This is a genomic window from Acinetobacter sp. ASP199, assembly GCF_022700675.1.
Lineage (GTDB): Bacteria > Pseudomonadota > Gammaproteobacteria > Pseudomonadales > Moraxellaceae > Acinetobacter.
Genome location: NZ_CP062182.1, coordinates 29,589 through 56,277 on the forward strand (window position 1 = coordinate 29,589; position 26,689 = coordinate 56,277).

At 44.6% G+C, this 26,689-nt stretch carries 28 protein-coding genes; 7 read left to right on the forward strand and 21 right to left on the reverse strand.

Annotated elements, in window-relative coordinates; translation table 11 throughout:
* The first annotated feature begins 217 nt into the window (after nt 1-217).
* Nucleotides 218-1,414, forward strand: a complete 1,197-nt coding sequence (locus tag IHE35_RS00130) for a PQQ-dependent sugar dehydrogenase (protein WP_242788353.1) — start codon at nt 218-220, stop codon at nt 1,412-1,414.
* 564 nt (nt 1,415-1,978) lie between these two features.
* On the opposite strand, the gene IHE35_RS00135 is transcribed toward IHE35_RS00130, so the two are convergent.
* The 5 genes from IHE35_RS00135 to ribF form a co-directional block, all read right to left on the reverse strand.
* Entirely contained in the window at nt 1,979-2,521 is a 543-nt protein-coding gene (locus IHE35_RS00135) for an NAD(P)H-dependent oxidoreductase (protein WP_242788354.1), read from the reverse strand.
* A 130-nt stretch (nt 2,522-2,651) separates the two neighbouring features.
* Entirely contained in the window at nt 2,652-3,134 is a 483-nt protein-coding gene (locus IHE35_RS00140) for a peptidylprolyl isomerase (protein WP_242788355.1), read from the reverse strand.
* Nucleotides 3,127-3,666: a signal peptidase II gene (gene lspA / locus IHE35_RS00145; protein WP_242788356.1), complete on the reverse strand. Its 540-nt coding sequence runs from the start codon at nt 3,664-3,666 to the stop codon at nt 3,127-3,129. Before lspA ends, IHE35_RS00140 begins: the two co-directional genes overlap by 8 nt.
* On the reverse strand, nt 3,659-6,505 hold the full coding sequence (ileS, locus tag IHE35_RS00150; RefSeq protein WP_242788357.1) for an isoleucine--tRNA ligase: 2,847 nt from the start codon (nt 6,503-6,505) through the stop codon (nt 3,659-3,661). Before ileS ends, lspA begins: the two co-directional genes overlap by 8 nt.
* A 64-nt stretch (nt 6,506-6,569) precedes the next feature.
* Nucleotides 6,570-7,571 carry a bifunctional riboflavin kinase/FAD synthetase gene (gene ribF, locus IHE35_RS00155; RefSeq protein WP_242788358.1) on the reverse strand — a complete coding sequence of 334 codons (1,002 nt, stop codon included), beginning with the start codon at nt 7,569-7,571 and terminating at the stop codon, nt 6,570-6,572.
* A 330-nt stretch (nt 7,572-7,901) separates the two neighbouring features.
* Here ribF and IHE35_RS00160 point away from each other — a divergent pair, with 330 nt between their 5' ends.
* Complete coding sequence (locus IHE35_RS00160; protein WP_242788359.1) at nt 7,902-8,468, forward strand: 5'-nucleosidase; 567 nt, start codon at nt 7,902-7,904, stop codon at nt 8,466-8,468.
* A 60-nt stretch (nt 8,469-8,528) separates the two neighbouring features.
* On the opposite strand, the gene IHE35_RS00165 is transcribed toward IHE35_RS00160, so the two are convergent.
* From IHE35_RS00165 to ubiG, 14 genes are all read right to left on the reverse strand, one after another.
* The gene (locus tag IHE35_RS00165; RefSeq protein WP_242789928.1) at nt 8,529-9,164 is read right to left on the reverse strand and encodes a TetR family transcriptional regulator C-terminal domain-containing protein; all 636 of its coding nucleotides are present in this window, start codon (nt 9,162-9,164) and stop codon (nt 8,529-8,531) included.
* A gap of 333 nt (nt 9,165-9,497) precedes the next feature.
* Complete coding sequence (locus IHE35_RS00170) at nt 9,498-10,304, reverse strand: ATP-binding cassette domain-containing protein (protein ID WP_242788360.1); 807 nt, start codon at nt 10,302-10,304, stop codon at nt 9,498-9,500.
* 24 nt (nt 10,305-10,328) lie between these two features.
* Nucleotides 10,329-11,144: an aliphatic sulfonate ABC transporter permease SsuC gene (ssuC, locus tag IHE35_RS00175; protein WP_242788361.1), complete on the reverse strand. Its 816-nt coding sequence runs from the start codon at nt 11,142-11,144 to the stop codon at nt 10,329-10,331.
* A complete protein-coding gene (gene ssuD, locus IHE35_RS00180; RefSeq protein WP_242788363.1) occupies nt 11,144-12,319 on the reverse strand; it encodes an FMNH2-dependent alkanesulfonate monooxygenase in 1,176 nt (391 codons plus the stop codon). Before ssuD ends, ssuC begins: the two co-directional genes overlap by 1 nt.
* A gap of 16 nt (nt 12,320-12,335) precedes the next feature.
* Nucleotides 12,336-13,268: a sulfonate ABC transporter substrate-binding protein gene (locus IHE35_RS00185; protein ID WP_242789929.1), complete on the reverse strand. Its 933-nt coding sequence runs from the start codon at nt 13,266-13,268 to the stop codon at nt 12,336-12,338.
* Between the two features lie 89 nt (nt 13,269-13,357).
* Complete coding sequence (locus tag IHE35_RS00190) at nt 13,358-14,317, reverse strand: sulfonate ABC transporter substrate-binding protein (protein WP_242788364.1); 960 nt, start codon at nt 14,315-14,317, stop codon at nt 13,358-13,360.
* Nucleotides 14,318-14,653: 336 nt separating this feature from the next.
* Entirely contained in the window at nt 14,654-16,003 is a 1,350-nt protein-coding gene (gene argA, locus IHE35_RS00195) for an amino-acid N-acetyltransferase (protein ID WP_242788365.1), read from the reverse strand.
* 133 nt (nt 16,004-16,136) lie between these two features.
* Complete coding sequence (locus IHE35_RS00200) at nt 16,137-16,523, reverse strand: RcnB family protein (RefSeq protein ID WP_242788366.1); 387 nt, start codon at nt 16,521-16,523, stop codon at nt 16,137-16,139.
* 218 nt (nt 16,524-16,741) lie between these two features.
* Entirely contained in the window at nt 16,742-17,125 is a 384-nt protein-coding gene (locus IHE35_RS00205; protein ID WP_242788367.1) for an RcnB family protein, read from the reverse strand.
* 284 nt (nt 17,126-17,409) lie between these two features.
* Nucleotides 17,410-17,565 (reverse strand): hypothetical protein, encoded by a 156-nt coding sequence (locus IHE35_RS00210; RefSeq protein ID WP_242788368.1) that lies wholly within the window; start codon nt 17,563-17,565, stop codon nt 17,410-17,412.
* A gap of 183 nt (nt 17,566-17,748) precedes the next feature.
* Nucleotides 17,749-18,168 (reverse strand): hypothetical protein, encoded by a 420-nt coding sequence (locus tag IHE35_RS00215; protein ID WP_242788369.1) that lies wholly within the window; start codon nt 18,166-18,168, stop codon nt 17,749-17,751.
* Nucleotides 18,169-18,338: 170 nt separating this feature from the next.
* Entirely contained in the window at nt 18,339-19,085 is a 747-nt protein-coding gene (locus IHE35_RS00220) for a YciK family oxidoreductase (RefSeq protein WP_242788370.1), read from the reverse strand.
* A gap of 63 nt (nt 19,086-19,148) precedes the next feature.
* The gene (locus IHE35_RS00225; protein WP_242788371.1) at nt 19,149-19,832 is read right to left on the reverse strand and encodes an HAD-IA family hydrolase; all 684 of its coding nucleotides are present in this window, start codon (nt 19,830-19,832) and stop codon (nt 19,149-19,151) included.
* The gene (gene ubiG, locus IHE35_RS00230; RefSeq protein WP_242788372.1) at nt 19,829-20,557 is read right to left on the reverse strand and encodes a bifunctional 2-polyprenyl-6-hydroxyphenol methylase/3-demethylubiquinol 3-O-methyltransferase UbiG; all 729 of its coding nucleotides are present in this window, start codon (nt 20,555-20,557) and stop codon (nt 19,829-19,831) included. The genes IHE35_RS00225 and ubiG overlap by 4 nt, the downstream gene beginning before the upstream one ends.
* A 181-nt stretch (nt 20,558-20,738) precedes the next feature.
* Between ubiG and IHE35_RS00235 the strand changes: the two genes are divergently transcribed.
* Nucleotides 20,739-21,356, forward strand: coding sequence for a thiol:disulfide interchange protein DsbA/DsbL (locus IHE35_RS00235; protein ID WP_242788373.1), 618 nt, complete (start codon nt 20,739-20,741; stop codon nt 21,354-21,356).
* Between the two features lie 83 nt (nt 21,357-21,439).
* On the opposite strand, the gene IHE35_RS00240 is transcribed toward IHE35_RS00235, so the two are convergent.
* Nucleotides 21,440-22,069 carry a TetR family transcriptional regulator gene (locus IHE35_RS00240; RefSeq protein ID WP_242788374.1) on the reverse strand — a complete coding sequence of 210 codons (630 nt, stop codon included), beginning with the start codon at nt 22,067-22,069 and terminating at the stop codon, nt 21,440-21,442.
* Between the two features lie 196 nt (nt 22,070-22,265).
* On the opposite strand from IHE35_RS00240, the gene rph reads away from it, so the two are divergent.
* Nucleotides 22,266-22,982: a ribonuclease PH gene (gene rph, locus IHE35_RS00245; RefSeq protein ID WP_242788375.1), complete on the forward strand. Its 717-nt coding sequence runs from the start codon at nt 22,266-22,268 to the stop codon at nt 22,980-22,982.
* Between the two features lie 151 nt (nt 22,983-23,133).
* Complete coding sequence (locus IHE35_RS14645; protein WP_275975175.1) at nt 23,134-23,256, forward strand: hypothetical protein; 123 nt, start codon at nt 23,134-23,136, stop codon at nt 23,254-23,256.
* 123 nt (nt 23,257-23,379) lie between these two features.
* Here the strand turns inward: IHE35_RS14645 and nadC are convergent, their stop codons facing one another.
* Entirely contained in the window at nt 23,380-24,225 is an 846-nt protein-coding gene (gene nadC / locus IHE35_RS00250) for a carboxylating nicotinate-nucleotide diphosphorylase (RefSeq protein ID WP_242788376.1), read from the reverse strand.
* A 180-nt stretch (nt 24,226-24,405) separates the two neighbouring features.
* Here nadC and ampD point away from each other — a divergent pair, with 180 nt between their 5' ends.
* Together ampD and murJ are read left to right on the forward strand one after the other, a co-directional pair.
* On the forward strand, nt 24,406-24,990 hold the full coding sequence (gene ampD, locus IHE35_RS00255; RefSeq protein ID WP_242788377.1) for a 1,6-anhydro-N-acetylmuramyl-L-alanine amidase AmpD: 585 nt from the start codon (nt 24,406-24,408) through the stop codon (nt 24,988-24,990).
* A gap of 65 nt (nt 24,991-25,055) precedes the next feature.
* Nucleotides 25,056-26,606 (forward strand): murein biosynthesis integral membrane protein MurJ, encoded by a 1,551-nt coding sequence (murJ, locus tag IHE35_RS00260; RefSeq protein WP_242788378.1) that lies wholly within the window; start codon nt 25,056-25,058, stop codon nt 26,604-26,606.
* The last annotated feature ends 83 nt before the right edge of the window (nt 26,607-26,689 follow it).

Here is a 26,689-nt window from a genome sequence, read left to right on the forward strand (position 1 = left end):
AACGCTATTTAATAGTCAGATGTTGTACTGGTAATAGAATATTTCTTTTTTATGTCATATGGCTCAGCCTGATTCATACTCAGCTTTATAATACAGTCATCATTTATCTAAGTCAGCTATCATCTCCGTTTACGATTGTTAACCTTTTTATGCTTTTAGTGAGCGTTTGAGATGCTAAATTGTGGGTTATTCGTTTTAATAAGTATGTAGAATAACAATGAAACAGGTTCATCTCGCAGCAATGTTGTGTTTAGGCTTTATCCCTTATAGTCTGACTGCCTGTCATGCACAGGACAAGACGTCGCAGGAACTCAATAAGAGTCCAGAGCAGACAAAATCCACTTCTCAACCCGTAGCTTCCTCCTCTTCCGCTCAAGTACAGCAAGCCTATAAGGTCAATAATATTGCCCAGTTCAATGAACCTTGGGCCATAGCACCTTTAAATGATGTTCGTCTACTGATTACCGAGCGTAAAGGCAGACTGTACTTATTTGATCCACAGACCAAGAAAAAGACTGAAATTAAAGGTATTCCAAAAGTGGCCTATGGCGGTCAGGGGGGCTTGGGTGATGTCGCGCTGCATCCTGATTTCGCCAATAATTCATGGATCTATCTGAGCTATGCTGAGCAGGGCCAAGGCGGCTATGGTGCAGTGGTGGTTCGTGGCAAGCTGGATTTGAAGCAGAGTACACCAAAACTGACCCAAATCGAAAAAATCTGGACACAGGTTCCCAAGTTTTCTTCGGGGCAGGGTCATTATGGACACCGGATTGTCTTTGGCTCAGATACTAAGCTCTGGATCAGCTCGGGTGAACGTCAACAGTTTGATCCTGCACAAGATATGAAGTCCAATACTGGCAAGATTATTCGCCTGAATGCTGATGGTTCGATACCGCAAGATAATCCCTTTATGAATCAGGGTGAAATTGCCAAGCAGATCTGGAGCTTGGGACACCGAAATCCTCTAGGACTGGCTTTTGATCCACAAGGGCAGCTCTGGGTGATTGAAATGGGGCCTAAAGGTGGAGATGAGCTGAATAAGGTCATCAAGGGCAAGAATTATGGCTATCCGATTGTGTCTAATGGTGATCATTATGATGGCAAACCAATTCCAGATCACAGTACCCGGCCTGAATTTGAAGCACCTGCACTGGACTGGACACCCGTAATCTCTCCATCTGACCTGAACTTCTATACCGGACAAATGTTCCCACAATGGCAAAATAAAGCGATAGCCACAGGTCTTTCTTCCAAGGCAATTGTTATTGTAGATACGATGCAGCAACCTGCAAAAGAAGTGCAACGGCTGGATATGAAAGCACGGATTCGTGGCGCAGTACAGGCTGAGGATGGGGGCATCTGGGTGATTGAAGATGGCCCTCAGGCACGTTTATTAAAGCTCACAGCGCTTTAAGTTCTGAGTTTAAAAAAAGAGGATTCTTTAGCATCCTCTTTTTTTGTATAAGAATGAAATATGCTTATAGATATATAAGAGAAAAGCCCTGACATCCTGTCAGGGCTTTTCCAGATTCATTGACCAAGGTATAACTCCTGTCATACCGATCAGCTTCCTGCTGCATTTATTGTTTTTTATTCTTCAAGACATCCTGTCCTGTATGTCTTCACTATAAGGGGAAGTAAGGGTCCGGTATAGTCTCAATTCTCCCCAATGTTTGTGCGCTACAGCGTACAGGGGTGCTGCAATTTGCAGCAGGATAGCGGGAGTACTTAAACTTATAGAAAACCCATAAAGTAAAAGGCCCCGACATCCTGTCGAGGCCTTCTGGATTTGCTGTGAAGATCTGACTCCCTGTCGGATCTGGCAACTTCCTGTTGTGATGCGCTTTTTCTTATTCTTATATCGCAATTGGACATCCTGTCCGGTGATGGCTTTAATATAGCGTGTATATTTATAGGCAAATAGCAGTGATTTCTGCTTGGCTTGTAAGCTAAAACGGACGAGGCTGTCGGCGGTAACTTATGCACTGACATACTGAATCAGTTTATTTACCACATTTCGCAGGGTTTTATTATCAAATTCATTCCCTTCAAAGGTATAGTCCTTAGCTCGACTGAAAATATCACGGATTTCTATCACGGCATTGGTATCTACTAAACCAAGCTGGGTACCGACCTGACGGATCTGGTCGATAGAACGCGAGCCATTGGTCACACCATAGCCGACATAAGCCGCCGGTTTTCCTTGCCATTCCTTACCCAGATAATCCAGGGCATTTTTCAGGGCTGGACTATAGCCATGGTTATATTCCGGGCTGATAAAAATAATGGCGTCTGCCAGTGTAATAAAATCAGCCCATTCCTGCTGTTTAGGCTGGTCATAAATACCGGTAAGTGGAGGATGTGCCCCAGAAAATATTGGTAGATCCCATTCTTTCAGATCGACAATTTCAGCTTCCACGGTACTGAAGTGATAAGTTTTAATTTGTTTAAAGATCCAGTCAGCTACTTTGATCGCCACACGTCCTTCGCGAATACTGCCTACAATGATGTAAATCTTCATCTTATTATCCTGTCATTGCTTCACTAAATGTAAATTAATCAGAATGAGCAGGGATGAATAGGCATGATTTGTATCTTGATATCTGCGCCATAAAAAAAGCGCCCGAAGGCGCTTTGTCGTGAAATGATGCTTACATCAATTTCACACCTTGTTGACCGGCTGGAGTTACTTTAAAGATTTCTACTTCAAAAGTAATATTCTTGCCAGCCAGCGGGTGGTTGAAATCTACTTCAGTGATGTCATCACCGACAGTTTTTACCACGCCATACAGGCTTTGTTTAGCTTTGTCTTCAAACTCAATCATGTGACCTTCAATTGGACGTTCGCCAAATTTCACAGTATCAAATTTTTGTACGTTTTCAGGATTCCATGGACCGAAAGCATCTTCTGGAGGAAGACTTACGGTACGACGGTCACCAGCGCGTAAACCGAACAGCGCTTTTTCAAAGCCTGGCAGCAAGCTACCATCGCCCATCACCAGACTGACTGGTTCAGCACGACTGCGGGTATTGTCAATTTCAACGCCATTTTCAATAGCGACTGAGAAATGCAGCTCGACTCTGGCGCCAGCTTCAATACGAGTTTCCTCGTTAGGATTAATAAAATCAGTCATGTTGTTTCGCCTGCTGTTGATTGCGTTTGCCTTCCAAGAAGAAGGTGTCAATCAGCATTAAAATAGTACCTAAAGTAATGGCACTGTCTGCAATATTAAATGCAGGGAAGTGACTGTTGTTGTAGTAGATATGAATGAAGTCCACCACATAACCCAATGACACACGGTCAATCAGGTTACCCACTGCACCACCTAAGATGAGGGCGATTGCCAGTGGCAACACTTTTATGCTCTTTGGCATACGCATCAGCCAGAACACAAAAATCACAGACACTAAACCTGCAAGCGAGGTAAAGAAATAACGTTGCCATCCACCGGCATCGGACAAGAAACTAAAAGCTGCGCCATAGTTATGTAGTAATGTCCAATTTAAAAAGGGCAGTACCGGTACTGGATCTGCATAATTCAGATTTGATACCGCAATCCATTTGGTCCATTGATCCAGAATGATTGCCACAATTGCCAAGCCTATCCACCACAAATTGTGGGGATAGAATTGGAATAAGCCCTTTTTATTTTGTGGATTAGGCATATTTTCTCTCTTCGCCTTGACCTGTAGGAAGGTTGATAATACAACGACCGCATAGACCCGGATGTGCAGCATGTGTATTTACATCTGGAAGTACATGCCAGCAACGTACACATTTTTCGCCATCAGCCGCCGATACTTTCACATTCAAGCCTTCTAAATCAGAAGCTTCACCTTGTGCTGCATCAAATTCATTCACGATCACTTGCGAAGTAATCAGAACGAAACGAAGCTCATCATCTAACTTATCAAGTACCGCTTTAAGCTCAGCAGTCGCCCAAAGTTCAACTTTGGCAGACAGGTTAGAACCCACAGTTTTTTCAGTACGCGCCGCTTCAATAAACTTGTTCACTGCAGATTTCACCGCAATTAAAGTTTGCCATTCAGCTTCAGTCACCAGGTTCGCAGTTGCAGCAACTGGAATGTCATACCATTCAGCGGTGAACACGTATTTCTCTGATTGCTCAGGAATCAGTGGCCAAGCTTCTTGTGCAGTAAAGCTCAAGATTGGTGCCATCCAGCGTACAAAGGCTTGTACCAGGTGATACAACGCAGTTTGTGCAGAGTGACGTGCTGCTGAGTCCGCTTTGGTGGTGTACTGACGGTCTTTGATGATGTCTAAGTAGAAACCACCTAAATCGTTAATACAGAAGTTGGTTAAGGCATTGGTGACGATATGGAAGTTCATATCTTCGTATGCTTTCTGAATAGTTTCCTGAACTTCAGCCGCACGTTGCAGGATGTATTGATCAAGCGCGATCAATTGATCTACAGGAAGGGCATCTGTTGAAGGTTTGAAGCCATTCAGGTTCGCCAGCAAGAAACGCAGCGTGTTACGAATACGACGGTAACCGTCTGATGCACGGCTAAAGATTTCTTTACCCGCAGTCATTTCATAACGGTAGTCTGCCGATGCGATCCAGAAGCGTAAACCATCTGCACCCATATCTTTGATGATGTCTTGCGGGGTAATGATGTTACCCAATGATTTCGACATCTTACGGCCTTTCTCGTCCACCACGAAGCCGTGCGTTAACAAGCCTTTGTATGGCGCACGTTCATTGATGGCCATAGAGGTCAGCAATGAAGACTGGAACCAGCCGCGGTGTTGGTCTGAACCTTCAAGGTAAAGATCCGCAGGATCTTGTAGTTCTTCACGTTCACGCAGTACAGCAAAGTGAGTTGTACCAGAGTCGAACCATACGTCTAGGGTATCGCGTACTGCATTGTATTGTTCAGCATCATCACCGATAAACTCACGCGCATCACGGTTGTACCAGCCATCAATACCTTCCTGTTCAATCAGTTTGGCAACTTCTTCGATCAGTTCAGGCGTACGTGGGTGCAGCTCGTTGGTATCTTTGTGTACGAAGAATGGAATTGGCACGCCCCAAGTACGTTGACGTGAGATACACCAGTCTGGACGACCTTCGATCATTGCTTGGATACGGTTTTTACCCCAGTCCGGCACGAAGCTGATCTCATTTTCAATCGCATTCAATGCGCCTTGACGTAAGCCTTTAGCATCCATGCTGATGAACCATTGTGGTGTCGCACGGAAGATAATTGGAGTTTTATGGCGCCAGCAATGTGGGTAACTATGTTTGATCGGCTTATGCGCCCATAGTTTATTGGCTTCACCGAGTGCCGCAATAATTTTCGGATTGGCTTTATAAATGTGCTCGCCTGCAAACAGTGGTGATGTCGGTAAATACACACCGTTGCCACCGACTGGGTTATCCACTTTCAGGTTGTATAACAAACCAACTTTATAGTCGTCTACACCGTGGCCAGGTGCAGTATGTACGGCACCGGTACCACTGGTTGCAATCACGTGCTCGCCTAAAATGACTGGCACTTGACGATCGCTAATTAAAGGATGCTGTAGAACCAGATTCTCAAGTTTGCTACCTGTAAAATCGGCAATGACTTCAACCGTAGTAAAACCGTAGCGTTCAGTTGCAGATTCCACCAGGTCTTTGGCCAAGATAAAGTTTTGATCTGCTTTTTCTTCACCGCGAGCTTTTACCAGCTGGTATTCAATTTCAGCATGTAAAGCAACCGCCTGGTTGGCAGGAAGCGTCCAAGGTGTTGTGGTCCAGATCACGATATCAGTTGAGTCTTTAACTTCTACACCAAGACGCGCTGAAAGATCTGCAAGATCGACAACTGTAAAGCCAACATCAATCGCGTCAGATTTTTTATCTTCATATTCAACTTCAGCTTCAGCCAGAGATGAACCACAATCCAGACACCAGTTGACTGGTTTTAGACCTGGCTCGATGTGACCGGCTTTGGCAATTGCACCCAATGAGCGAACAATATCTGCTTCCTGTTTGAAGTTCATGGTCAGGTAAGGGTTATCCCAGTCACCGAACACGCCCATACGCACGAAGTCTTTCTTCTGTAATTCAACTTGGGTGTAGGCATATTCACGGCAAGCTTTACGGAAAGTTGAAGCATCAACTTTAACGCCAACTTTACCGACTTTTTCTTCAACTTTCAGTTCAATCGGAAGACCGTGACAGTCCCAGCCCGGTACGTATGGTGCATCAAAACCATCCATGACACGGCTTTTGATGATGATGTCTTTCAGAACTTTGTTGACCGCGTGACCTAAATGGATTTGACCATTGGCATATGGAGGGCCGTCATGAAGCACATATTTTTTCTTGCCAATACGCGACGCACGAATCTGCTGATAAATGTTGTCGGCATACCACTCTTCTAACCATTTCGCTTCACGTACTGCCAGATTTGCTTTCATTGCAAAGTCAGTACCTGGGAGGTTTAGCGTGGCTTTGTAATCCACTGCATTTTCAGGAGTTTGCTTATCGCTCATGCAAGTTGTCTTCCAATTCAATCTGTCATTTGACAGACACGTTTTACAATAAAAATATGGGGGATTAAAAGGGAAAAGTGGGGTGATTTCGACGAAACTCAAGTAGTTTCTCGACATCGTCATCAATTCCGGCTTTTAGGGCTTCAAGCGAAGGATAATTCTTTTCGCCATGCAAATAGTTTAAGAATGTCACCCGCATCAACAGGCCATACAGATTAGCAGAAACATCAGGGAAATGTATTTCTAATCGCCATTCTGGTTGCTGCTGCTGGATGGCCGGGCGAGTCCCGACATGTCCAGCACCAAACAGGCCGGTGGGATCATAGCCAGCAATGCCTTTTTTACTTGCATCACCAGCTATGGCTTTATCTTTTAAAGATTCGGTTTCACACACCACTTCCACGCCATAAATGCCATGCAGACAAGGCTTGTGACGGTTCAGACGCACATTAATAGTCGGGAAATCAATGGTGCGGCCGATCTGGTCACCATACTGCACCCGGCCAGTGATGCTATAAGGACGTCCCAGGAGTTTGGCAGCCAGGGCAAGATCACCTGCTTGTAGCGTCTGACGGATACGGGTCGAACTGACACGTTCGCCGTCGAGTTGCACGGTATCCAGATTGGTGACCTGAAAACCATAGTTACGCAGGAATTCACTATTGCCCTGACGGTGTTTACCAAAGTGAAAATCATCACCCAGCACCAGATGCTCGGAATTCAGTTTATCTTTCAGAATATCGGCAAACTGTACTGCATTCAGGTTACGGAAATTTTCATCAAATTTCGCTACCGCAATATAGTCCACACCCAATTCAGTCAGGTATTCCACCTTTTCACGTAAAGACGAAATACGCGGTGGGGCTTCATAGCCTTTGAAATATTCCAGTGGCTGCGGTTCAAAGATCATCACTACACTTTTCAGCTGCTGCTGTTCTGCAACTGCTTTGAGCTGTTTGATCATAACCTGATGTCCTAAATGCACGCCGTCGAAATTACCAATGGTAACTACCGTTTTAGGTAACGCTGTGCGAGACGATAAGGCATTTAGACGGAGCAGCTTCATGGGCGAATCAGGTGCTTGGAAATACGAAGAGGCTATATATTGCCATAATCTTTACGTTTCGTCTTGCTGTTGTGTTTTTATGCAATATCTTTTACTGGAAAATCTTTAGCCAGAAGCTTAATCGGCTGAATGAAATAAAAATTAATCAATAGTTCTAGCTTCTTTACCTACATAATAATGAGAGAAAGTTCTACTTTCCTGGCAGTTTAAATAGGCTTTCTAGAAAATAGGGACAGACCTCTTTCTGATGAGCAGAAATCGATTTTTTATTTGCAGCCTATGCGTGTTTATCTTTTAATAACCGGGTTATTTGTAAATAAAAGTGAAAATTTGATGTCCGAACATGCACTGATTATGGCCTTGCCCAGTGAATCCAAAGGCTTATTTGAAGCACAAGGTATTGATGTGCATTACAGCGGTATTGGTAAGGTCAACGCAGCATTTAAAGCCTTTGAAGTGATTCAGAAAACGGGTTGCAAGACTTTATTGAACCTCGGTACAGCAGGTAGTTCACACTTTGACGCTCATGCACTGGTAGAAGTCAGTCAGTTTGTACAACGCGATATGGATGTATCTCCATTAGGCTTTGAAGTTGGCATAACGCCTATGGATCAGCATTTCCCGGGGGCAATTGAGCTCGAGCCTTTCTTTGATCATTTGCCCAAAGGTGTTTGCGGAACCGGGGATAGCTTCGAAACAGGACAACCGAAATTGCCCTGCCAACTGGTCGACATGGAAGGCTATGCACTGGCCAAGGTATGCAAGAAACTCGGCGTACGCCTGATTTCTGTAAAATACATTACCGATGGTGCCAATGACACAGCTCATCTCGACTGGGAGGAAAACTTATTGTTAGGCGCTCAAAAACTGTTATTTTTATATCAGATGTTAAAATAATAATAAGGTCAAAGACCGGTTCGGCGACCATAATCACTATGATCGTATATCAGGCAAAACTTATGTGTTTTGTTCAGGGCGTGGTAGTACACCGTAAAGCATCATATGTACAGTGTGCTGGATCACACGTTGCTGCATATTGCGGTTACGCAGAGTTTTGCCGGTCACCATTTCCATTTGTGTCGCAAAGTCGGCATAGTTCTGTGTTACCGCCCAGATATTCAGAATCAGCAGTTCAGGGTCGATATCTTTAGAAATCTTGCCTTGTTCCTGCCAGTTACTGATCACTTTAGCTTTACGTTTCACCAGTTTTTTCAGTGGACCTTTCAGGATCTCCAGAATATGTGGTGCACCTTGAATCACTTCTAATGCGAACAGACGAGATGCTTTCGGTTGTGTGCGTGATACTTCAATTTTCTGCATCAGATAATTGGTAATCGCTTCTTCAGGTTCCAGCTCGGCTTCAAGCATTTGCAGCGGTGCAAGCCATTTTTGCAGTACAGTGGTTAACACCTCTACATAGAGAGCTTCTTTATTTTCATAGTAATAGAAAATATTGGATTTATGCATTTCTGCAATTTGTGCGATTTCATCCAGACTTGCCCCACTAAAACCATAGAGGGAAAAAACGTCTAGAGCGGCACTGAGCAGCTGGTTGCGCTTTTGAGTACTCTTTTTTTGTTCCATTAGCAATATAAAAACAATTAAAAAAGGGAATCTTGAATTGTACGGCAAATCATCAGATTTGTGCACAAAGTAGAAGTCTAATTTTTTGAATAATGATGATTTATTCTGTAGATCAACTATGTAATCCTTACAAAACTAGCGAATCCCGGTATGAAAATCAAGCTTTTGAAAATGTTTAAATTATTTTGACGTCTTTTGTTACTGAGCAATCAGTTTAATGAATGTCAAATTCATCACATTTTATTTTTTAAGGTGGACTGTAATTTTCATCTTGATGACGTTCTGAGGACTATCCACCCATCAAAATAAAAACCCGGATTCTAGGTCCGGGTTTTGTTTTTTTTAGGTGGCCAGTACGGCATTCAGAACGTGCTGTTCCAGTTCAGCAAACTGGATTCCTTTCTGACGTGGACGTGGCAAATTGACACGAAACTCTTTGGCAATATGTCCTTTATCCAGCAGGATGATACGATCCGCCAGCTGTACGGCTTCACTGACATCATGCGTCACTAAGATGGCGGTAAAGCCCTGTTCAGTCCATAACTTCTCGATCAGGTTCTGCATGTCGAGACGGGTCAGGGCATCCAGTGCACCTAATGGCTCATCCAGTAGCAGGATACGTGGTTTATGAGATAAAGCACGTGCCAAGGCTGTACGTTGACGCTGACCGCCCGACAGTTGTGATGGCCATAATCCTGCTTTTTCCTTTAAGCCAACTTTTTCCAGCATGCTGGATGCATTGGCATGCTGATCTTTGGGCAAGCCCAATTGCACATTCTGTTCAATACTCCGCCAAGGCAGCAAACGCGGATCCTGGAACATCACCCGGATATCGTCCGAAGTAATACCTTCACGGATATGACGGGCAGACTTGAACTTGATTTCGCCGTAGCTCTGTTTTTCCAGATCAGCAATCAGTCGTAACAAGGTACTTTTACCACAGCCACTGCGACCGACAATCGCCAGAAACTCGCCTGGCTGAATATGCAGGTCCAGATCTTCCAGAACCTTGACCGAGCCATAGAACTTATGTAGCTGTTCAATAATAATTTCAGCACCGATGACTGCTTGGGGATTGATATCTGCCGCAGCGTAGTCTTGTGGTGCAGTTTGGTCATTGGCGAGACGCCCTAAGCTGAGATCAGTCATCACATGCTCCTCAATATTATTCAGTTATTTTTGATAGCCAGCATGCCAGCGCAGCAGGAAACGTTCCAAAGCAACCGCCAGAACATCCGCCAGTTTGCCGAGTAGGGCATAGAGTAAAATACCGACTAGTACGACATCAGTTTGCAGGAATTCACGTGCATTCATGGTCATATAACCGATACCAGATTGCGCCGAAATCGTTTCTGCAACGATGAGCAATACCCATACAAGACCAAGGGCAAAGCGTAACCCAACTAAAATTGAAGGCATTGCACCGGGTAAAATAATTTCTTTATAGAGCTGCCAACGGGTTAAGCCATAGCTTTTTCCCATTTCAATGAGTTGCGGATCAACCGAGCGAATACCATGATAGGTGTTGATATAGATCGGGAAAAATACCCCAATCGCCACCAAGAATAATTTTGCTGATTCATCAATCCCGAACCATAAAATCACCAAAGGAATCAAAGCCAGGGCAGGGATGTTTCGAATCATTTGTAAGGTAGTATCAAGCAACGTTGAAGCTGTTTTAGATGAGCCATTGAGTAAACCCAAAATAAGACCCAAGCCACCACCAATCAATAAACCACTGATGGCACGTCCAGCACTGACTTGCACATGCGTCCACAGTTCACCACTGATGAGTAAACCCCAGAATGCCGCAACGACTGCCGTTGGCGCAGGTAAGATTCGACTCTCTAACAAACCCGTGCTTGATGCTAACTGCCAAAATGTAATTAAAGCAAATGGAACCAACCAAGGCAGCAAACGCTGCCCCAATTGTGTTCCACGTGAAACCTTTTTTTCTTGCAGCGTTTCGACGGAAACCACTTTCGACATTAAGCAGACTCCTGAATTGTCTGAGCCTTTTTGTTCTCTTCAGGGGTGTAGTTGTTTGCCACAATTTCACCAAAAGGACCCGTTAAATTCGGTTGAGCAAGTTTCTGTTGTGTTTCTAGAGGCAATAATGGGAACACCAATTCAGCAAAACGAATCGATTCTTCAAGGTGCGGGTAGCCTGAGAAAATAAAGGTGCTAATGCCTAAGTCAGCATATTCCTGAATACGTGCTGCCACTGTTTCAGGATCACCGACCAATGCTGTACCAGCACCACCACGAACAAGCCCAACACCTGCCCAAAGGTTTGGCGACACTTCAAGCTTGGTACGGTCACCGTTATGTAGTTCAGCCATACGACGCTGACCGACAGAGTCCATCGATTTAAATTTGGCTTGCGCAGCCGCAATAGTGGCATCGTCTACATATTGAATCAGCTCTTCTGCTGCTGCCCACGCTTGTTCATTGGTTTCACGTACGATGACATGCAAGCGAATACCGTAGTTTAGTTGACGACCTTTGGCTTCAGCTTTTTTGCGTACCACTTCAATTTTTTCTTTGACTGCTGCAGGTGGTTCACCCCAAGTCAGGTAAGTATCCACTTGGTTGGTCGCAAGCTCAATCGCATCATCAGACGAACCACCAAACCATAGTGGAGGATATGGCTGTTGAATTGGTGGATAAAGTAACTTGGCATCATCAACTTTTAAACGTTCGCCGTGGAATGTAAAACTTTCACCTGTGTGTGAACGGGTTAAAATTTCACGCCAAATGTGTACATATTCGTTGGCAGTTTTATAACGTGTCGAGTGATCTTCATACACGCCGTCGCCTTTTAGTTCCTGCTCATCACCACCCGTGACCAGATTTAGCAAGACACGACCACCCGACAAGCGGTCAAAGGTGGCTGCCATACGTGCTGCCAATGCAGGCGTTGTTACACCCGGGCGTAATGCCACAAGGAATTTCAATTTTTTAGTCGCGTCAATCAGGCTGGCTGCGGTTAACCATGGATCTTCACATGAACGACCTGTTGGAATTAGCACACCTTCATAGCCCAGGTTATCGACCGCAACCGCAATCTGCTTCATGTAGGCATGATCGACCTGGCGTGCACCTTTGCTGGTGCCTAGGTAGCGGCTGTCACCATGTGTCGGGATAAACCAGAAAATTTTCATGTCTTTGATCCTTGGATTATTTGCCTGCCCAAACGGCTTGCTGAATATTGATAGATTTCGGAATGATCTTGAGTTCGCTAAAACGGTTCGCCAGTTCTTGCTGTTCGGCAATCACTTTTTTGGTCAGTGGTGCAGCAGTAGATGGATTAGGACGACGCTGGATAAAGGTCTGGCTAACCACTGGCTTTAGCCCGGTACTTTGTGCAAAGATTTTTGCAGATTCAGTTCTATGACTTTGTACCCATTTATCTGCAACATTGACCTGCTTGATAATGCCTTTTAATGCTTGCGGTTGATTTTTGATTAAATTTTCTGAAGCCAGATAGAAGGTGTAATTGGGACTTAAGCCTTTCCCTGAAGATAAGACTCTTGCTTTATCTTCTATTTGTGCTGCGGCATAGTACGGGTCCCAAATCGCCCAGGCATCAATTGCACCTTTCTGGAAAGCTGCACGTGCATCCGCAGGGCTTAACCAGATGGGCTGGATATCAGTCCATTGCAAACCGGCTTTACGTATTGCCTGGACCAGTAAATAATGTGAGCTGGAACCACGGTGAACGCCGACACGCTTACCTTTTAACTGGCTCAGTTTGGTAATTTTGGAATTGTGTTGTACCAGAATGGCAGATGCTAGCGGTTTTGCAGTTTCATACGCAAAATAGTGTAATGGCTTATTGCCAGCTTGCGCGTAGACAGGAGGAGTATCTCCAGTTGCACCGATATCAATAGAACCTACAGCTAATGCTTCTAAAATTTGCGGCCCGCCTGGAAATTCATTCCAGGTAATTTTTGCATTTGGAAATTCCTGTTCAAACAGCTTTTGCTGTTTTGCAATGACCAGATTTACTGAAGCTTTTTGATAGCCTACACGAAGCTGCTTCACGGATGGATCCACTGCCCAGGCGGCACTTGAACCCAACATCGAACAAGCAACTAATACGGCATTCATGCCATGACTGGAGGTCTTGAACCATGTAATTGCTTTGTTGTGTCGCTGATGTTGAGTCATTATTAAATCCCCTGATATTTTCCTATGATTTACTTGGTTAAAATTGCTGATTGAATATTGAGTTTTGCTGGAATCAGTTGCTGGCCATAGAAGGCATCCGCGACCTGTTGTTGTTTTTGCGCCACTTCTGGAGTCAGTGGTTTTACCCCAAAGCTCATACGTGAAATTGAGGTTTTCAATACATCAAATGCCAGGCCTGTCGGTTTTTCTAGAAGTTTCGCTGCCTCATCCTGATGGCTATACACCCACTCTGTCGTCAGGTTCAACTCATTCACCACCGCTTCAATAATCTGTGGGTTGGCTTCAGCAAACTTACGATCAGCCAGATAGAATTGATGGTTGCTCACGATATTCTCACCAGTTGCAATTACACGTGCACCAATCTGATGTTCTGCTGCGGCGAAGAACGGATCCCAGATCACCCAGGCATCAACCGCACCACGCTCAAAAGCTGCACGTGCATCAGAAGGTGGCAGGTAAACCACTTCGATATCACTGAGTTTCAGATTATTGGCTTCAAGGATTTTTAATAGTAAATAATGAACGTTTGAACCTTTGTTTAGTGCAACACGTTTGCCTTTCAGGTCCTGTACAGACTGAATGTTTGAGTCTTTTTGTACGATTAAAGCTTCAGCTTTTGGTGCTTCAGGCTGGTTGGCTACGTACACCAGCTTTGAGTTCGCTGCTTGTGCAAAGATGGGTGGTGCTTCACCCGCCTCACCAAAAGACACGCTGCCCACATTTAAACCTTCAAGTAACTGTGGGCCCGCCGGGAATTCTACCCATTTCACATTTACGCCTTGTTGTTTTAATGAGGTTTCCAAGGTGCCGCGTTCTTTCAAGATTGGAAGTACGCCATATTTTTGGAAGCCGATATTCAGCGTTACATTTTCTTCTTTTTTGGAGCAGCCAGAGAGCAACATCACGCCAGCAATAGCAGTACTGAGAGCTGCTGTTTTTGCAATGAACTTAATCGTAGACTGGCGCATGAATATAAACTCCTGACAAAAAGTCAATTAGATGGAATAGATAAGTTAGGCATACGCTAATCGTTTTTTATTTTTCAAAAAAATAACAATTCGGGAATTTCTAATGAGAAAAAAAGATAAATAAAAAAGCGCAAAACTTATGCAGAAAAGTGATTTATAATTTTTATAGAATTTAATTTTTATATTATTTAAATTATTGAAATATATATTTAATTTCATTAATGAAATATAAAGATATCGATATGAAAATCCATGCAAAGATTATTCAGGTAACTACTTAAGAAATCTAAATATCTTTAGCAAAAAATAAGATATATGAGCAAATAAAAAGTCACATTAAAGTGACTTCTTACACACCAGAGAATTACGCTGATAGTTATACAGCGCCTGACGGGCATCGGGCAGATCATCGACAGAAGACTGTTCAAAGCCTTGTTCCAGGAACCAGTGTGCGGTGCGAGTAGTGAGAATAAATAGCTGTTGAATACCCATGCTTCGGGCTTTATCTTCCAGATAATTCAGAATCTGGCTGCCGCGGTTGGACTTGCGGTAACTCGGATCCACAGCAACACAGGCAATTTCAGCAGAACGCAGCTCATTCCCTGTGGTTGGAATCGGGTATAATGCGGCACAGGCCAGAATCATGCCATCACGTTCAATAACCGCAAATTGCTCAACTTCATTTTCCAGACGTTCGCGTGAGCGATACACCAGAATGCCTTCTTCTTCCAAAGGACGTAGCAGGTTAATCAGACCGCCAACATCCTGAATGGTGGCCATGCGTACATCTTCATAATGTGCATCGGTAATCAGGGTGCCGGAACCATCTCGGGTAAATAGTTCCTCCAGCAGCGCGCCATCATGAGCATAGGAAATCAGATGTACGCGATTGACGCCATTCATCGAGGCTTCCTGTGCGGCACGAAGTTGCAAAGTAAGTTCGGATGGCACGTCTTGAGCATCCTGCATCATATAAGCATCCAGCTGACTTGGCTGCACTTCACGCTGCAATTGTCCATCCGTATTCAGCAGGCCATGCTGTTTACCCAGAAAAATCAGCTTATCTGCCTTAATGCGAATCGCAGTTTTAGTTGCCACTTCCTCAGCCAGCAGGTTAAACACTTCGCCAGTGGTGGAATAGCCGGTTGGTCCAAGCACTACAATGTTATGGCTGTCGAGATGACGCTGAATCGCATCGGTATCTACCGTACGGACCTCACCGGTTAACTGGAAATCAATACCGTCACGAATTCCATAAGGCTTGGCAGTCACAAAATTACCGGATACCACATCAATGCGGGCACCATACATGGGTGAGTTGGCTAGTCCCATCGAGAGCAGGGCTTCAATCTGCAGGCGGATTGAACCCACTGCATTCATGACACAGCTTAGCGATTCACGGGTGGTGATTCGGCGCTGGCGATGAAACGGCGTGCTCATCTGGCTCGCTGCCAGATTCTGGTTGATCTGTGGACGCGCACCATGCACCAGAATCAGATGGATTCCGAGGGAATGTAGCAGGGCAATATCATGAATAATATGCTGGAAGTTGTCATGCAGCACCGCCTCGCCATCAAACATGATCACAAAGGTCTTGTTGCGGTGCGCATTGATATAGGGCGCAGAATGTCGAAACCAATGCACATATTGCAAAGTTGTGCTTTGAGAAGGTTCTGCTGAATTCATGCGCTGACCTATATTAAAAAATAATACTTAATTGAATTTGATTCTAAAAAAAGCCGGGAACGAAGTACAGCAATAAAAAAACACCTGAAGCGTGGGCTTCAGGTGTAATAGAGAAAAGATTTAGAATTGAGACTTAGTTGATGATACGAATAATCTTGTCATTACGCTCATTTACGAGCACGTAATCACCATTGATCTTGTACCACTGCTGGTTTCTATTTGCATTTGGTAGACGACGCGCTTCATAACCACTTACTTCAAAACGGCGGTTGTCATATTGTTTAGGCAACTTTTGGCCAACACGCCAGTCACGGCTTGGATTTACTACACGGTTGTTATAGCGTTTATCATTCCAGCGACGGTCATCACGGCGATCGTCCCATTTTTTCGCATCTTTATGATCCCAATGCGGTGCCGGTTTATGTGGCGCATAACGCGGATCATGTTGCGGTGCCGCCATTGCAGAAGTTGCAACTAAAGCACTCAAGGATAAAGCGATTGTTGTTAACACTTTTTTCATGGCATTCACCTGAATTCATCATTATCGTTTCGATGAGACTAAATTAGCGGATCAGTAGAGATAAACCGTGAGGGCAATTTAGGCGAATTGTTAAATTTATGAAGAAAAAAAGAAGGATAAGAGGGAATTACAGATTTTTTAGCCCAGAACCGCATCAAAGAACAGCTAGCCAAAATAAAAAAGACCCAAACAAGTTGGGTCTATGAAGATATTAGGACTTAATGTCCAAGAATTCGAATGATACTGTTATTGTCTGAATCGACCAGAATGTATTCATTGTTAACCTTATACCATTGCTGTTTACGGTCAGGTTTAGGCAACTTGTGGTCTCTGTATTCAACTTTATAACCTTTACCGCGATAATGCTGTGGCATTACATAGCCGGGTTGCCATTTCATTTGCTGTAAACGCTTCACCCCACGTTCTTCACGCATGCGGCGACGGTCTTCCTGGTTGTTATCTGCGCGATCACGGAATTTCTTAGCCTGACCTTGGCGTTTATCCATATGACGTTCATCATCAAAATGCGGTGCAGCATTGGCAACATTCGTCAGCATTAATGCACTGATAGACATTGTCAAAGCAACCAAAAGCTTTTTCATGGTGAACCCTCAATCAATTGTTCATTTTCTACAGGTCTAATTTACGCAAAAATTGCAGAGAAACTGTGAAGATCAGGCATGTATTCTTTAAAGAATGCAGAGAGATTATGACTATGCCATAATTTCAGCAGTTTTTGAACGCCTTGTACAGGCTAAGCGCTTGAGAAGCTGTAGGATACTATCCTGAGGGCAATGTATTTTGAGGTCAAGGAAAACCCGGTCAATTAGGGCAATTTATCTCCTATATTCCAGTCGAATAGCACTTCAGTATTTGCAGATTTGAACTAGTTCCATTGTTCAGTCAAACCCTGTAAAGACTGGATTGCTTCAGCCACACATTCAGCTGTATTGGCATCATCCAGAGCGTGGATCAAGGTATCTGATAATTGTAGGCTTTCAATATGGCGAATGGTCTCGATTTTACGTTTTTGGTCAGCCATGCTGTGCTCTCCTGTATCTGGTCATCATCTTGAATACAGGCATCATAGTGTACAGACTTTGATTTGAAAAACCGAATAAAATTATCATAACAATATAAAAAAACGATTTATTGTTGTTTATAAAAGATTGGCCGAATAAAAAAAGCACGCTTGGCGTGCTCTTAGAAAAGGTTGGAAATCCGATTAGTAAGCGTAGTTCAGATCGGTATAGTCAGTCAGGGACTTCTGGATATGTGCATTAATAAAGGCACGCACATCATCAGCGGTCATTGCTTTGCCCTGATTGGTAATCACATGTTCGATATCCGGCTGACTTTCAATTTTAATGCGATACACAAAATGTTTCGCTAAACGGTAACCATCATCCAGTTTTTCAATGCCAGTGACATAGTAATAGGCATGTTTAAAGTTCAGATCGGTATGGGAAAAGATAAACTGCTCGAATAGCTTTAGCTTGCCGCCATTTTCGAGTGCTTTGATGTCGTCCACAATGCTGGCTTCAAACTTCACGCCGTATTTATCAGAAATCGGTTGCTGATCAATCAGAAGCGACACCATGCCATCTTCCAAAGTGGTCACGGTGATGTTGTTTAAGTCAGTCATGTTGCACTCGAATCAAAATCTGTTATAGAGGTAGTATGGGTGAATTTTAGCGAAACTCAATGCGACTAAGGGGGACTTCGGCAAGATTTATGCATTATTTCGCTTGGAAACTGCAATAAAGAAGGGAGCCATGGCTCCCTTTTTTTAATCATCTTTACTTCGATCAGGATTTAATCCTGCGCATCAATACTCTGGCCATTCATATGCAGACTGTCATTGCCCATCAGGTAAAGATAAGCCGGCATGATCGATTCTGGTGCTGGCAAGGTCAGTGGATCTTCATCCGGATAGGCTTTAGAGCGCATCGCAGTCCGGGTTGCACCTGGGTTAATACAGTTAAAACGTACATTTGGATGTACATTTTCTTTGGCAAATAACTGACTCACTGCTTCAATAGCGATTTTTGATACCGAATAAGCACCCCAGCGTTCACGCACCTGACGGCCTACACCTGAACTGGTAAAGACGACGGAAGCATGCTCAGATTTTTCGAGCAGAGGAAGCAGGGCCTGAGTTAGCACAAACGGCGCACGTAGGTTGACAGCCATGACATCATCCCAGACACCGGGACTATAATTTGCCAGTTCAGTACGTTCACCGAGAATACCCGCATTATGCAGAATTCCGTCCAGACGGCCAAACTGTTTACTTAAGGTCTCGAACAGGAGCTCGTAATCACGCTCAGACGCACTGGAAAGCTGTAAAGGCAAAATTGCTGGGCGTGGTGCACCCAAACCTTCAATTTCATCATAGATGACTTCGAGCTTGTTCAGGGTACGACCATGCAGCACTACTGTCGCGCCATGCAGGGCATAGCTGATTGCTGCCGCACGTCCAATGCCATCGCCGGCACCTGTGATCAGGATAATTCGATCCTTTAACAGGTCTGAGCGAGGTTGATATTCTGAATACTTCATGAACGACCTCCTGATTTCTTGCTTATTGTTGTTAAGTTTAATGTTCTGATCGGAACCGGGGTTTTAGCTGAGTACCGGCTTTAAAACCAGATCCTGAATTCGTTGATGTAATTCTTCTACACTATGCGCGATACAATCCGCCTGCCAAGCGTTTAAATCGTCTTTATGTTCTAGGGGCAGATAACCATAGGCCGCCAGAATGGTATACATATTGGCTGCACGTCCGGCATCGATATCACGTGGATGATCACCGACATAGATACAGTCTTCAGCCGCCAGATCAATCTGTTTCGCTGCCAGATACATGGGTTCTGGATCTGGTTTGGTACGGCCAACATCTTCCGGACAGACCAGTACCGAACAGCGCTCTGATAAATTCAATGCGGCAAGCAGTGATTCACTTAACCAGCGTGGTTTATTAGTAACGATGCCCCAAGGAATACTGTGTGCTTCCAAAGCTTCCAGCAGGGGATACATGCCGTCAAATAAGTCAGTATCTACTGCAATATCGGCCCCATACAGGTCCAGAAAACGCTGACGATGAGCCAATAGTAATGGATCTTCCAGCTCGAGTTCTGGATAAACCAGCTTGACCATGGCGCGAGCACCTTCTGAAACCTGAGTCCGGATCAGCTCTGGGGCTATTACTTCACGACCTTCTTCACGGCACATGTCCTGAAGAATGCGGACAAAGTCAGCGGCTGTGTCAATTAAGGTGCCATCCAGATCAAAGAGAACTGCTTTCATTCAGCAGCTCCATGGGCATTTTCTTTTACCGTGTAGACCATATAGTTAACGTCCACATTTGGTGCTAACCAGTAACGTTTGGTCAGCGGGTTATAGTGCAGACCAGTCATATCTTTTAGTTTCAGGCCAGCATTACGGATGTCATGTGCCAGTTCAGATGGCTTGATAAATTTGCTGTAGTCATGGGTACCACGTGCCAGCATACGCAGCACATATTCCGCACCGATAATGGCAAACAGATACGATTTCGGATTACGGTTAATGGTGGAGAAGAACACATGGCCGCCTGGTTTTACCAGCTTATGGCAAGCCTGAATGATAGAAGCCGGGTCTGGAACATGCTCCAGCATTTCCATACAGGTCACTACGTCGTATTGACCCGCCTGTTCTTCTGCCAGCTGCTCAACAGGAACCTGACGGTATTGAATATTGCTGACACCTTCCTGTTCGGCATGCAGACGTGCCACATTTAAGGGTGCTTCACCCATATCAATCCCGAGCACATCAGCACCACGGCGTGCCATGCTTTCTGCCAGAATGCCGCCGCCACAGCCCACATCCAGAACTTTCTTGCCGCTCAAGCTACCAGCATGCTCATCAATCCAGTTCAGACGTAATGGATTAATCATGTGCAAAGGGCGGAACTCGGAATGCTGATCCCACCATATGGCTGCGAAAGCTTCAAATTTGGCAATTTCTTGTGGATCAACATTCAATTGCGACATCGGTGTCACCTCAATCAAGTCGTTATATTTTAAAAAAGTTCAATGCTGATTAGTGTAGCGCTTCCTGCAAAAAAAGCGATAAAAGCCTTAAAAAAGTTCACAGAATAAAAACGAAAGCCGCATATTTGATTTATAGTATCTGCATAAGCTAATCATAAAGATTTAGAGGATCATAATTCCAATGAAAAAATTTATTTTAGGCACTGTCGCCGCATCCGTTTTAGCATTTTCTGGCAGTGCGATGGCCAACTTTGTAGCAGGCCAAGACTATCAAGTGCTGGCGAATCCAGTCAAAGTTGAAAAGCCGGGGAAAATTGAAGTACGTGAATTCTTCTGGTATGGCTGTGGTCACTGCTACACACTTGAACCGCATATGCAGACCTGGTTGAAACAACTACCTAAAGATATCCGTTTTGTCCGTACCCCAGCCGCAATGAACCCACTATGGGAACAGGCAGCACGTGCCTATTATGTGTCTGAAGCCTTGGGTGTTCGTCAAAAAGCCCATTTACAATTGTTCCATAATATTCATGAAGGTCGTAACCAAAGCCTGCTTGAACAGCCAGGCTTAGCGAAATTCTATACCCGTTATGGTATTTCAGAAGCGAAGTTCAACAGCACCTATAAATCATTCCCGATTTCTTCAAAAATCGCCCAGGCGAAAAATCTGGCAGCATCTTATCAGTTAACGGGTGTACCAGCCGTGACAGTGAATGGTAAGTATGTCGTTCAGGGTGATGATGCCAAAGTCATTCAGGTGGTAAATTTTCTGGTAGAAAAAGAGCGTAAGGCAAAATAATTTCTGCCTGATCTTAAAAAACCTGCACATTGCTGCAGGTTTTTTATTGTTGAAAATATCTACGCTAGCTGTCTGAAGGCGGTTTATGCATGAATGCCTTGAAACAGCAGTTGCATCTGAATCACAGTTTGAGCTTTAAATTCTGCTGCGCGACTTTGTTTAAGATTCACATCTGCCAGCGCCTGAATACTCAGCCAACCCATCGCCCAATTCAGGGATAAATCCATGAGCATTTGGATCAGCAGCTTCAAATGTTGAGGCTGTTCGATTCCCTGAGCGGAATAAAGATTTCCCAGCTCATCTACCAGATCAGCAATCCAAAATTGCAATTCTCGCTCGATACTGGTTCGCAAAAAGTCCGATCCACCCCAACGCTCGGTACTAAAAAATAACCAGGGCTCAGAATGCTCTTCAACTGCCTGAAAGAACAGACTGATACTGGTTTCAGTATCTGAATGCACCTGATGTAGATAAGCATCAACGAGCTGATTCAGGATACTTTTTAATTTAAGAGCGACTTGATCGAGCAATTCCAGACCCAGCTGTTGCATGTCCTTAAAATGTCGATAGAATGCCGTTGGAACCAGCCCTACTTCACGGGAAAGTTCACGCAGACTAATATTGCTAAATGCCCGACCACGACTGCTCAGTACCAGTGCGGCATCAATAATCGCCTGATGACTTTGCTGCTTGCGTTCTTCACGTAAAGACATAAAAATATTCTCGATATTTCCCTTTAAGTCTAACAAAAAATAAGCAATCACACAGTGCCATTTAAATGATCTGATTTTGTATTTTGATCGAACAAAACCGATTGATTTTGTAAATCATGCCAAGGGCTGGGCAATCTTGGCAGAGGCTTCTGCTATACTGAGCCGCAATTATTTTTCAGTCAAAGCAGGACTTATTATGCGTATCGACCAGCGAGCATTAGATCAATTACGTGACATCAAAATTACCCGCAACTACACACGTTATGCGGAAGGTTCAGTATTGGTTGAATTTGGTCATACTAAAGTGCTTTGTACTGCCAGCATTGATAACTCGGTACCCCGTTTCCTGAAAGGTCAGGGCCAAGGCTGGGTAACCGCAGAATATGGCATGCTGCCACGTTCAACACATACTCGTAGTGACCGTGAAGCGGCACGTGGCAAACAGAGTGGCCGTACTCAGGAAATCCAGCGTCTGATCGGCCGTAGCCTACGCGCTATGGTGGACCTGAAAAAACTCGGTGAAAACACGATTACTATCGACTGTGATGTGATCCAGGCGGATGGCGGTACCCGTACAGCCTCTATTACCGGTGCTGCAGTCGCACTCATCGATGCGATGAATGTGTTGCTTGAGAAGAAAAAAATCAAGCAGGACCCACTCAAAGGTCTGGTTGCTGCAATTTCTGTGGGTATTTTCAAAGATGAAGTATTACTGGATCTTTGCTACGAAGAAGATTCTAACTGCCAGACTGACCTGAATGTCGTGATGACGCAAGTGGGTGAATTTATTGAAATTCAGGGCACTGCGGAAGACAAGCCATTTACCCGTAGCCAATGCAATGACATGCTGGAAATGGCGGAGAAGGGCATCCAGGAGCTGATCAAGAAACAGCAAGAAGCTTTGGGCTGGTAATCTTCTGGTAAAAAACGCATCTTCGGATGCGTTTTTTTATGGCTGTTTTAGGCTTCAACATTGTCTCACAAAAATTGAACAGGACCTGCCTACTGTATCGCTGTATTTCGAGAGATGATTTTTAATCTACTCAAATATAGAGGGTCAAAGTATGAAAATATTCTTCATGGCACTTTCAGTTTGTACAGTTCTTGGTCTTGCCGCCTGTGATAATAATTCCCGTGATGCAGATCGGGATGGTGCTTCTGCACCAGCAGGACAAAATACCAATTAGTAATCACACCCAAGTATCACTTCATTCATCTCTATTATTTTTTTGTGCAAAAACTGCGCAAAAAAATCGAAAAATAAAAGAAGGGTGCTTCGCACCCTTCTTCTACCGCGTGTTTAGCAAAATCTAGGCATTAAAACGCATTGATAAATCAACTGCTTTCACGTCCTTGGTGAGAACGCCCATAGAAATGTAATCTACACCTGTAGTTGCTACTTCACGCAAATTCTCAATCGTAATATTGCCCGAAGCTTCCAGTTTGCAACGACCTGCTACATGCTTTACGGCATCAATCATTTGTTGTTGGCTAAAGTTATCCAGCATCACGATATCTGCTTTAGCTTCAAGAGCCTGATTCAGCTCATCCCAGGTTTCAACTTCAACTTCTACCGGCTTGCCGGGTGCAATCTGATGTGCCTTGGCAATCGCTTGGGTGATTCCACCAGCCGCCATGATGTGATTTTCTTTAATTAAAAAGGCATCAAACAGACCCAGACGATGATTCTGACCACCACCAATTGCGACGGCATATTTCTGTGCGATACGCAGGCCTGGAATGGTTTTACGCGTATCTAATAACTTGGTATGAAGACCTTCCAGCTCTTTTACATAGCTTGCTGTTTTGGTCGCAACCGCAGACAAAGTTTGCACAAAGTTCAGTGCCGGACGTTCTACAGTGAGCAGGCTACGCGCAGAACCTGCCAGTTTCAGGAAGGCCTCATTGGCCTGGACAAGTTCACCGTCATTCTTCAGCCAGATCACTTCAACTTCTGGATCATAGGCCTGAATCAGAGCATTCACCCAAGGTTGTCCAGCCAGTACCATATCTTCACGGCTAATGATGGTGGCAGTAGCCTGTTCATCTTCAGGGGTCAGCAGGGCAGTGATGTCGCCATCACCAATGTCTTCTGCCAGCGCCTGTTGAATATTGATCTGAATCGACTGTTCTAGCAAAGCTTGAGATATGCTCATGAGTATTTCCGTATCTTTATTAAGCCGTGAAAATTGCGCGTTATATTAGCACTGTTACATAAAAATGAGCGATTTTTCGCATACTCATCACCGCCGAATTGAGATTTGGATGCGAAAGTTTTAGCATTAAGCCAGCTGCATTATGCAGCAGTCATTTTAGTTGGGGATAGGAAAGTTTTTATGCAACAAGCACCTGCGTTTCATGTGAAGGATGGACAACTCATCGGTGCACGCCAGATTCCCTCATCCAACTTTAACCAGCGTCCGGAAAATACCGAGATTCAGCTGATCGTGGTACATAACATCAGCCTGCCGCCATCCCAATTTGGTGGTGGTTATATCGAGCAGTTTTTCCAGAATCAGCTGGACTGGTCGGTGCATCCCTATTTTCAGACCATTCAGGGCATGCAAGTCTCTACCCATTTATTGATCCTGCGTAATGGGGAAGTGCTGCAGTTTGTTAATTTTAATGACCGTGCCTGGCATGCAGGTCGTTCGACCTATCTCGCGAAGAAAGAATGCAATGATTATTCTATCGGCATCGAGCTTGAAGGCAGCGATGACCTTCCATTTGAACAGGCACAGTACGATGCGCTGGTACAGGTAACTGCCTGTTTGCAAGCTCATTATCCAAAAATTCAGCAGCACATTGCCGGACATTCTGATATTGCGCCGGGACGTAAAACTGATCCAGGCCTACATTTCAACTGGGCCGCATTCCGTGAACAATTGCATCATTATAAAAATACATCAATACCTGAATAGGAATGTGATAAAGCAATGAACTTCTGTCAGAAGTTTCATTACAATAGGCAAAATTTAAACATTAGGTGAACAGTATGGCGCTGTGGCGTTCGACCGTCATTGTCAGTGCGATGACCATGTTGTCACGGGTACTGGGTCTGGTCCGGGATATTGTACTGCTCAATGTCTTTGGTGCAGGCAAGGACTTCGATACCTTCGTGGTCGCATTCCGTATTCCCAATTTCTTCCGGCGTCTGTTTGCGGAAGGGGCTTTTTCACAGGCTTTTATCCCGGTACTGACCGAATATAAAACGACACGCACGCATGCCGAGGTGCAGATCCTGATTAGCCGGGTATTTGGCTGCCTGTCTACCGTTATGAGTCTGCTGACCTTTGTGGCGATGGTAGCTGCACCTGCCATTATTTATGTCTATGCACCGGGCTTCCATGCAGACCCTGAGAAGTTCGCATTGGCGTCAGACATGTTCCGCCTGACCATTCCTTATCTGCTGTTTATGTCGCTGACGGCTTTTGCCAGCAGTATCCTGAACAGCTACGGTTCATTCACTACACCTGCTTTTGCACCGGTGCTTTTGAATGTGGCAATGATTGCTGGCGCATTGTGGCTTACCCCGCACATGGCTGAGCCGATCATGGCATTAGGCTGGGCAGTATTGATTGCCGGTGCTTTGCAACTGGCGATTCAGATCCCGGAATTATGGCGCAAGAAACTGCTGATTCCACCAAAAGTTGATTTCAAGCATGAAGGTGTAGACCGCATCATGAAACTGATGTTGCCAGCGCTATTTGGTGTTTCGGTGACGCAGATTAACCTGTTACTTAATACCATCTGGGCATCCTTTATGCAGGATGGTTCGGTGTCCTGGCTTTACAGTGCTGAACGTATGACAGAATTGCCATTGGGCTTGATTGGCGTGGCGATCGGTACCGTGATTCTGCCATCTCTGTCGGCACGTCATGCCGAGCAGGATCAGGCCAAATTCCGCAGCATGATCGACTGGGCAGCGAAAGTGATTGTGATGGTCGGCCTACCGGCCAGTATTGCACTGTTCATGCTTTCTACGCCGATCATTCAGGCACTGTTCCAACGTGGTCAGTTTGATCTGGAAGATACCCAGATGACGGCAATGGCACTGCAATGTATGAGTGCTGGCGTGATTTCATTCATGTTGATTAAAGTTTTTGCACCAGGTTTTTATGCCCAGCAAGATACCAGAACACCGGTACGTGTCGGTTTGATTGCAGTAGCTGCCAATGCGATTTTGAACGTCATCTTTATTGGATTCTTCAAGCTGATTGACTGGGAGGCGGAACACATGGCATTGGCTTTAGCCTCTTCAGGTTCCGCTTTGGTAAATGCCGGAATGCTATATTTCTATCTGCATAAGCGTGATATTTTCCGCTTTGGTGGCCACTGGAAAAAGCTCATGTTGCAGTTTGGTTTTGCCAACTTTGCCATGATCGCAGCGCTGGCGTATGCACTGACCTGGTATAATGGTGATGTATCACAATGGATCCGCGTGGCTGAAGTCATCGGGCTATGCATTGTCGGAGTTGCAGTTTACCTGCTTGCATTGGTCTTGACCGGCTTCCGACCGCGACATCTTAAACCATAAAATTCATATAAAAAAATAAGAGCCATTGAGCTCTTATTTTTTACTTCTTATTCCATCATTAGATGGCTTTGAGTCATGACAAG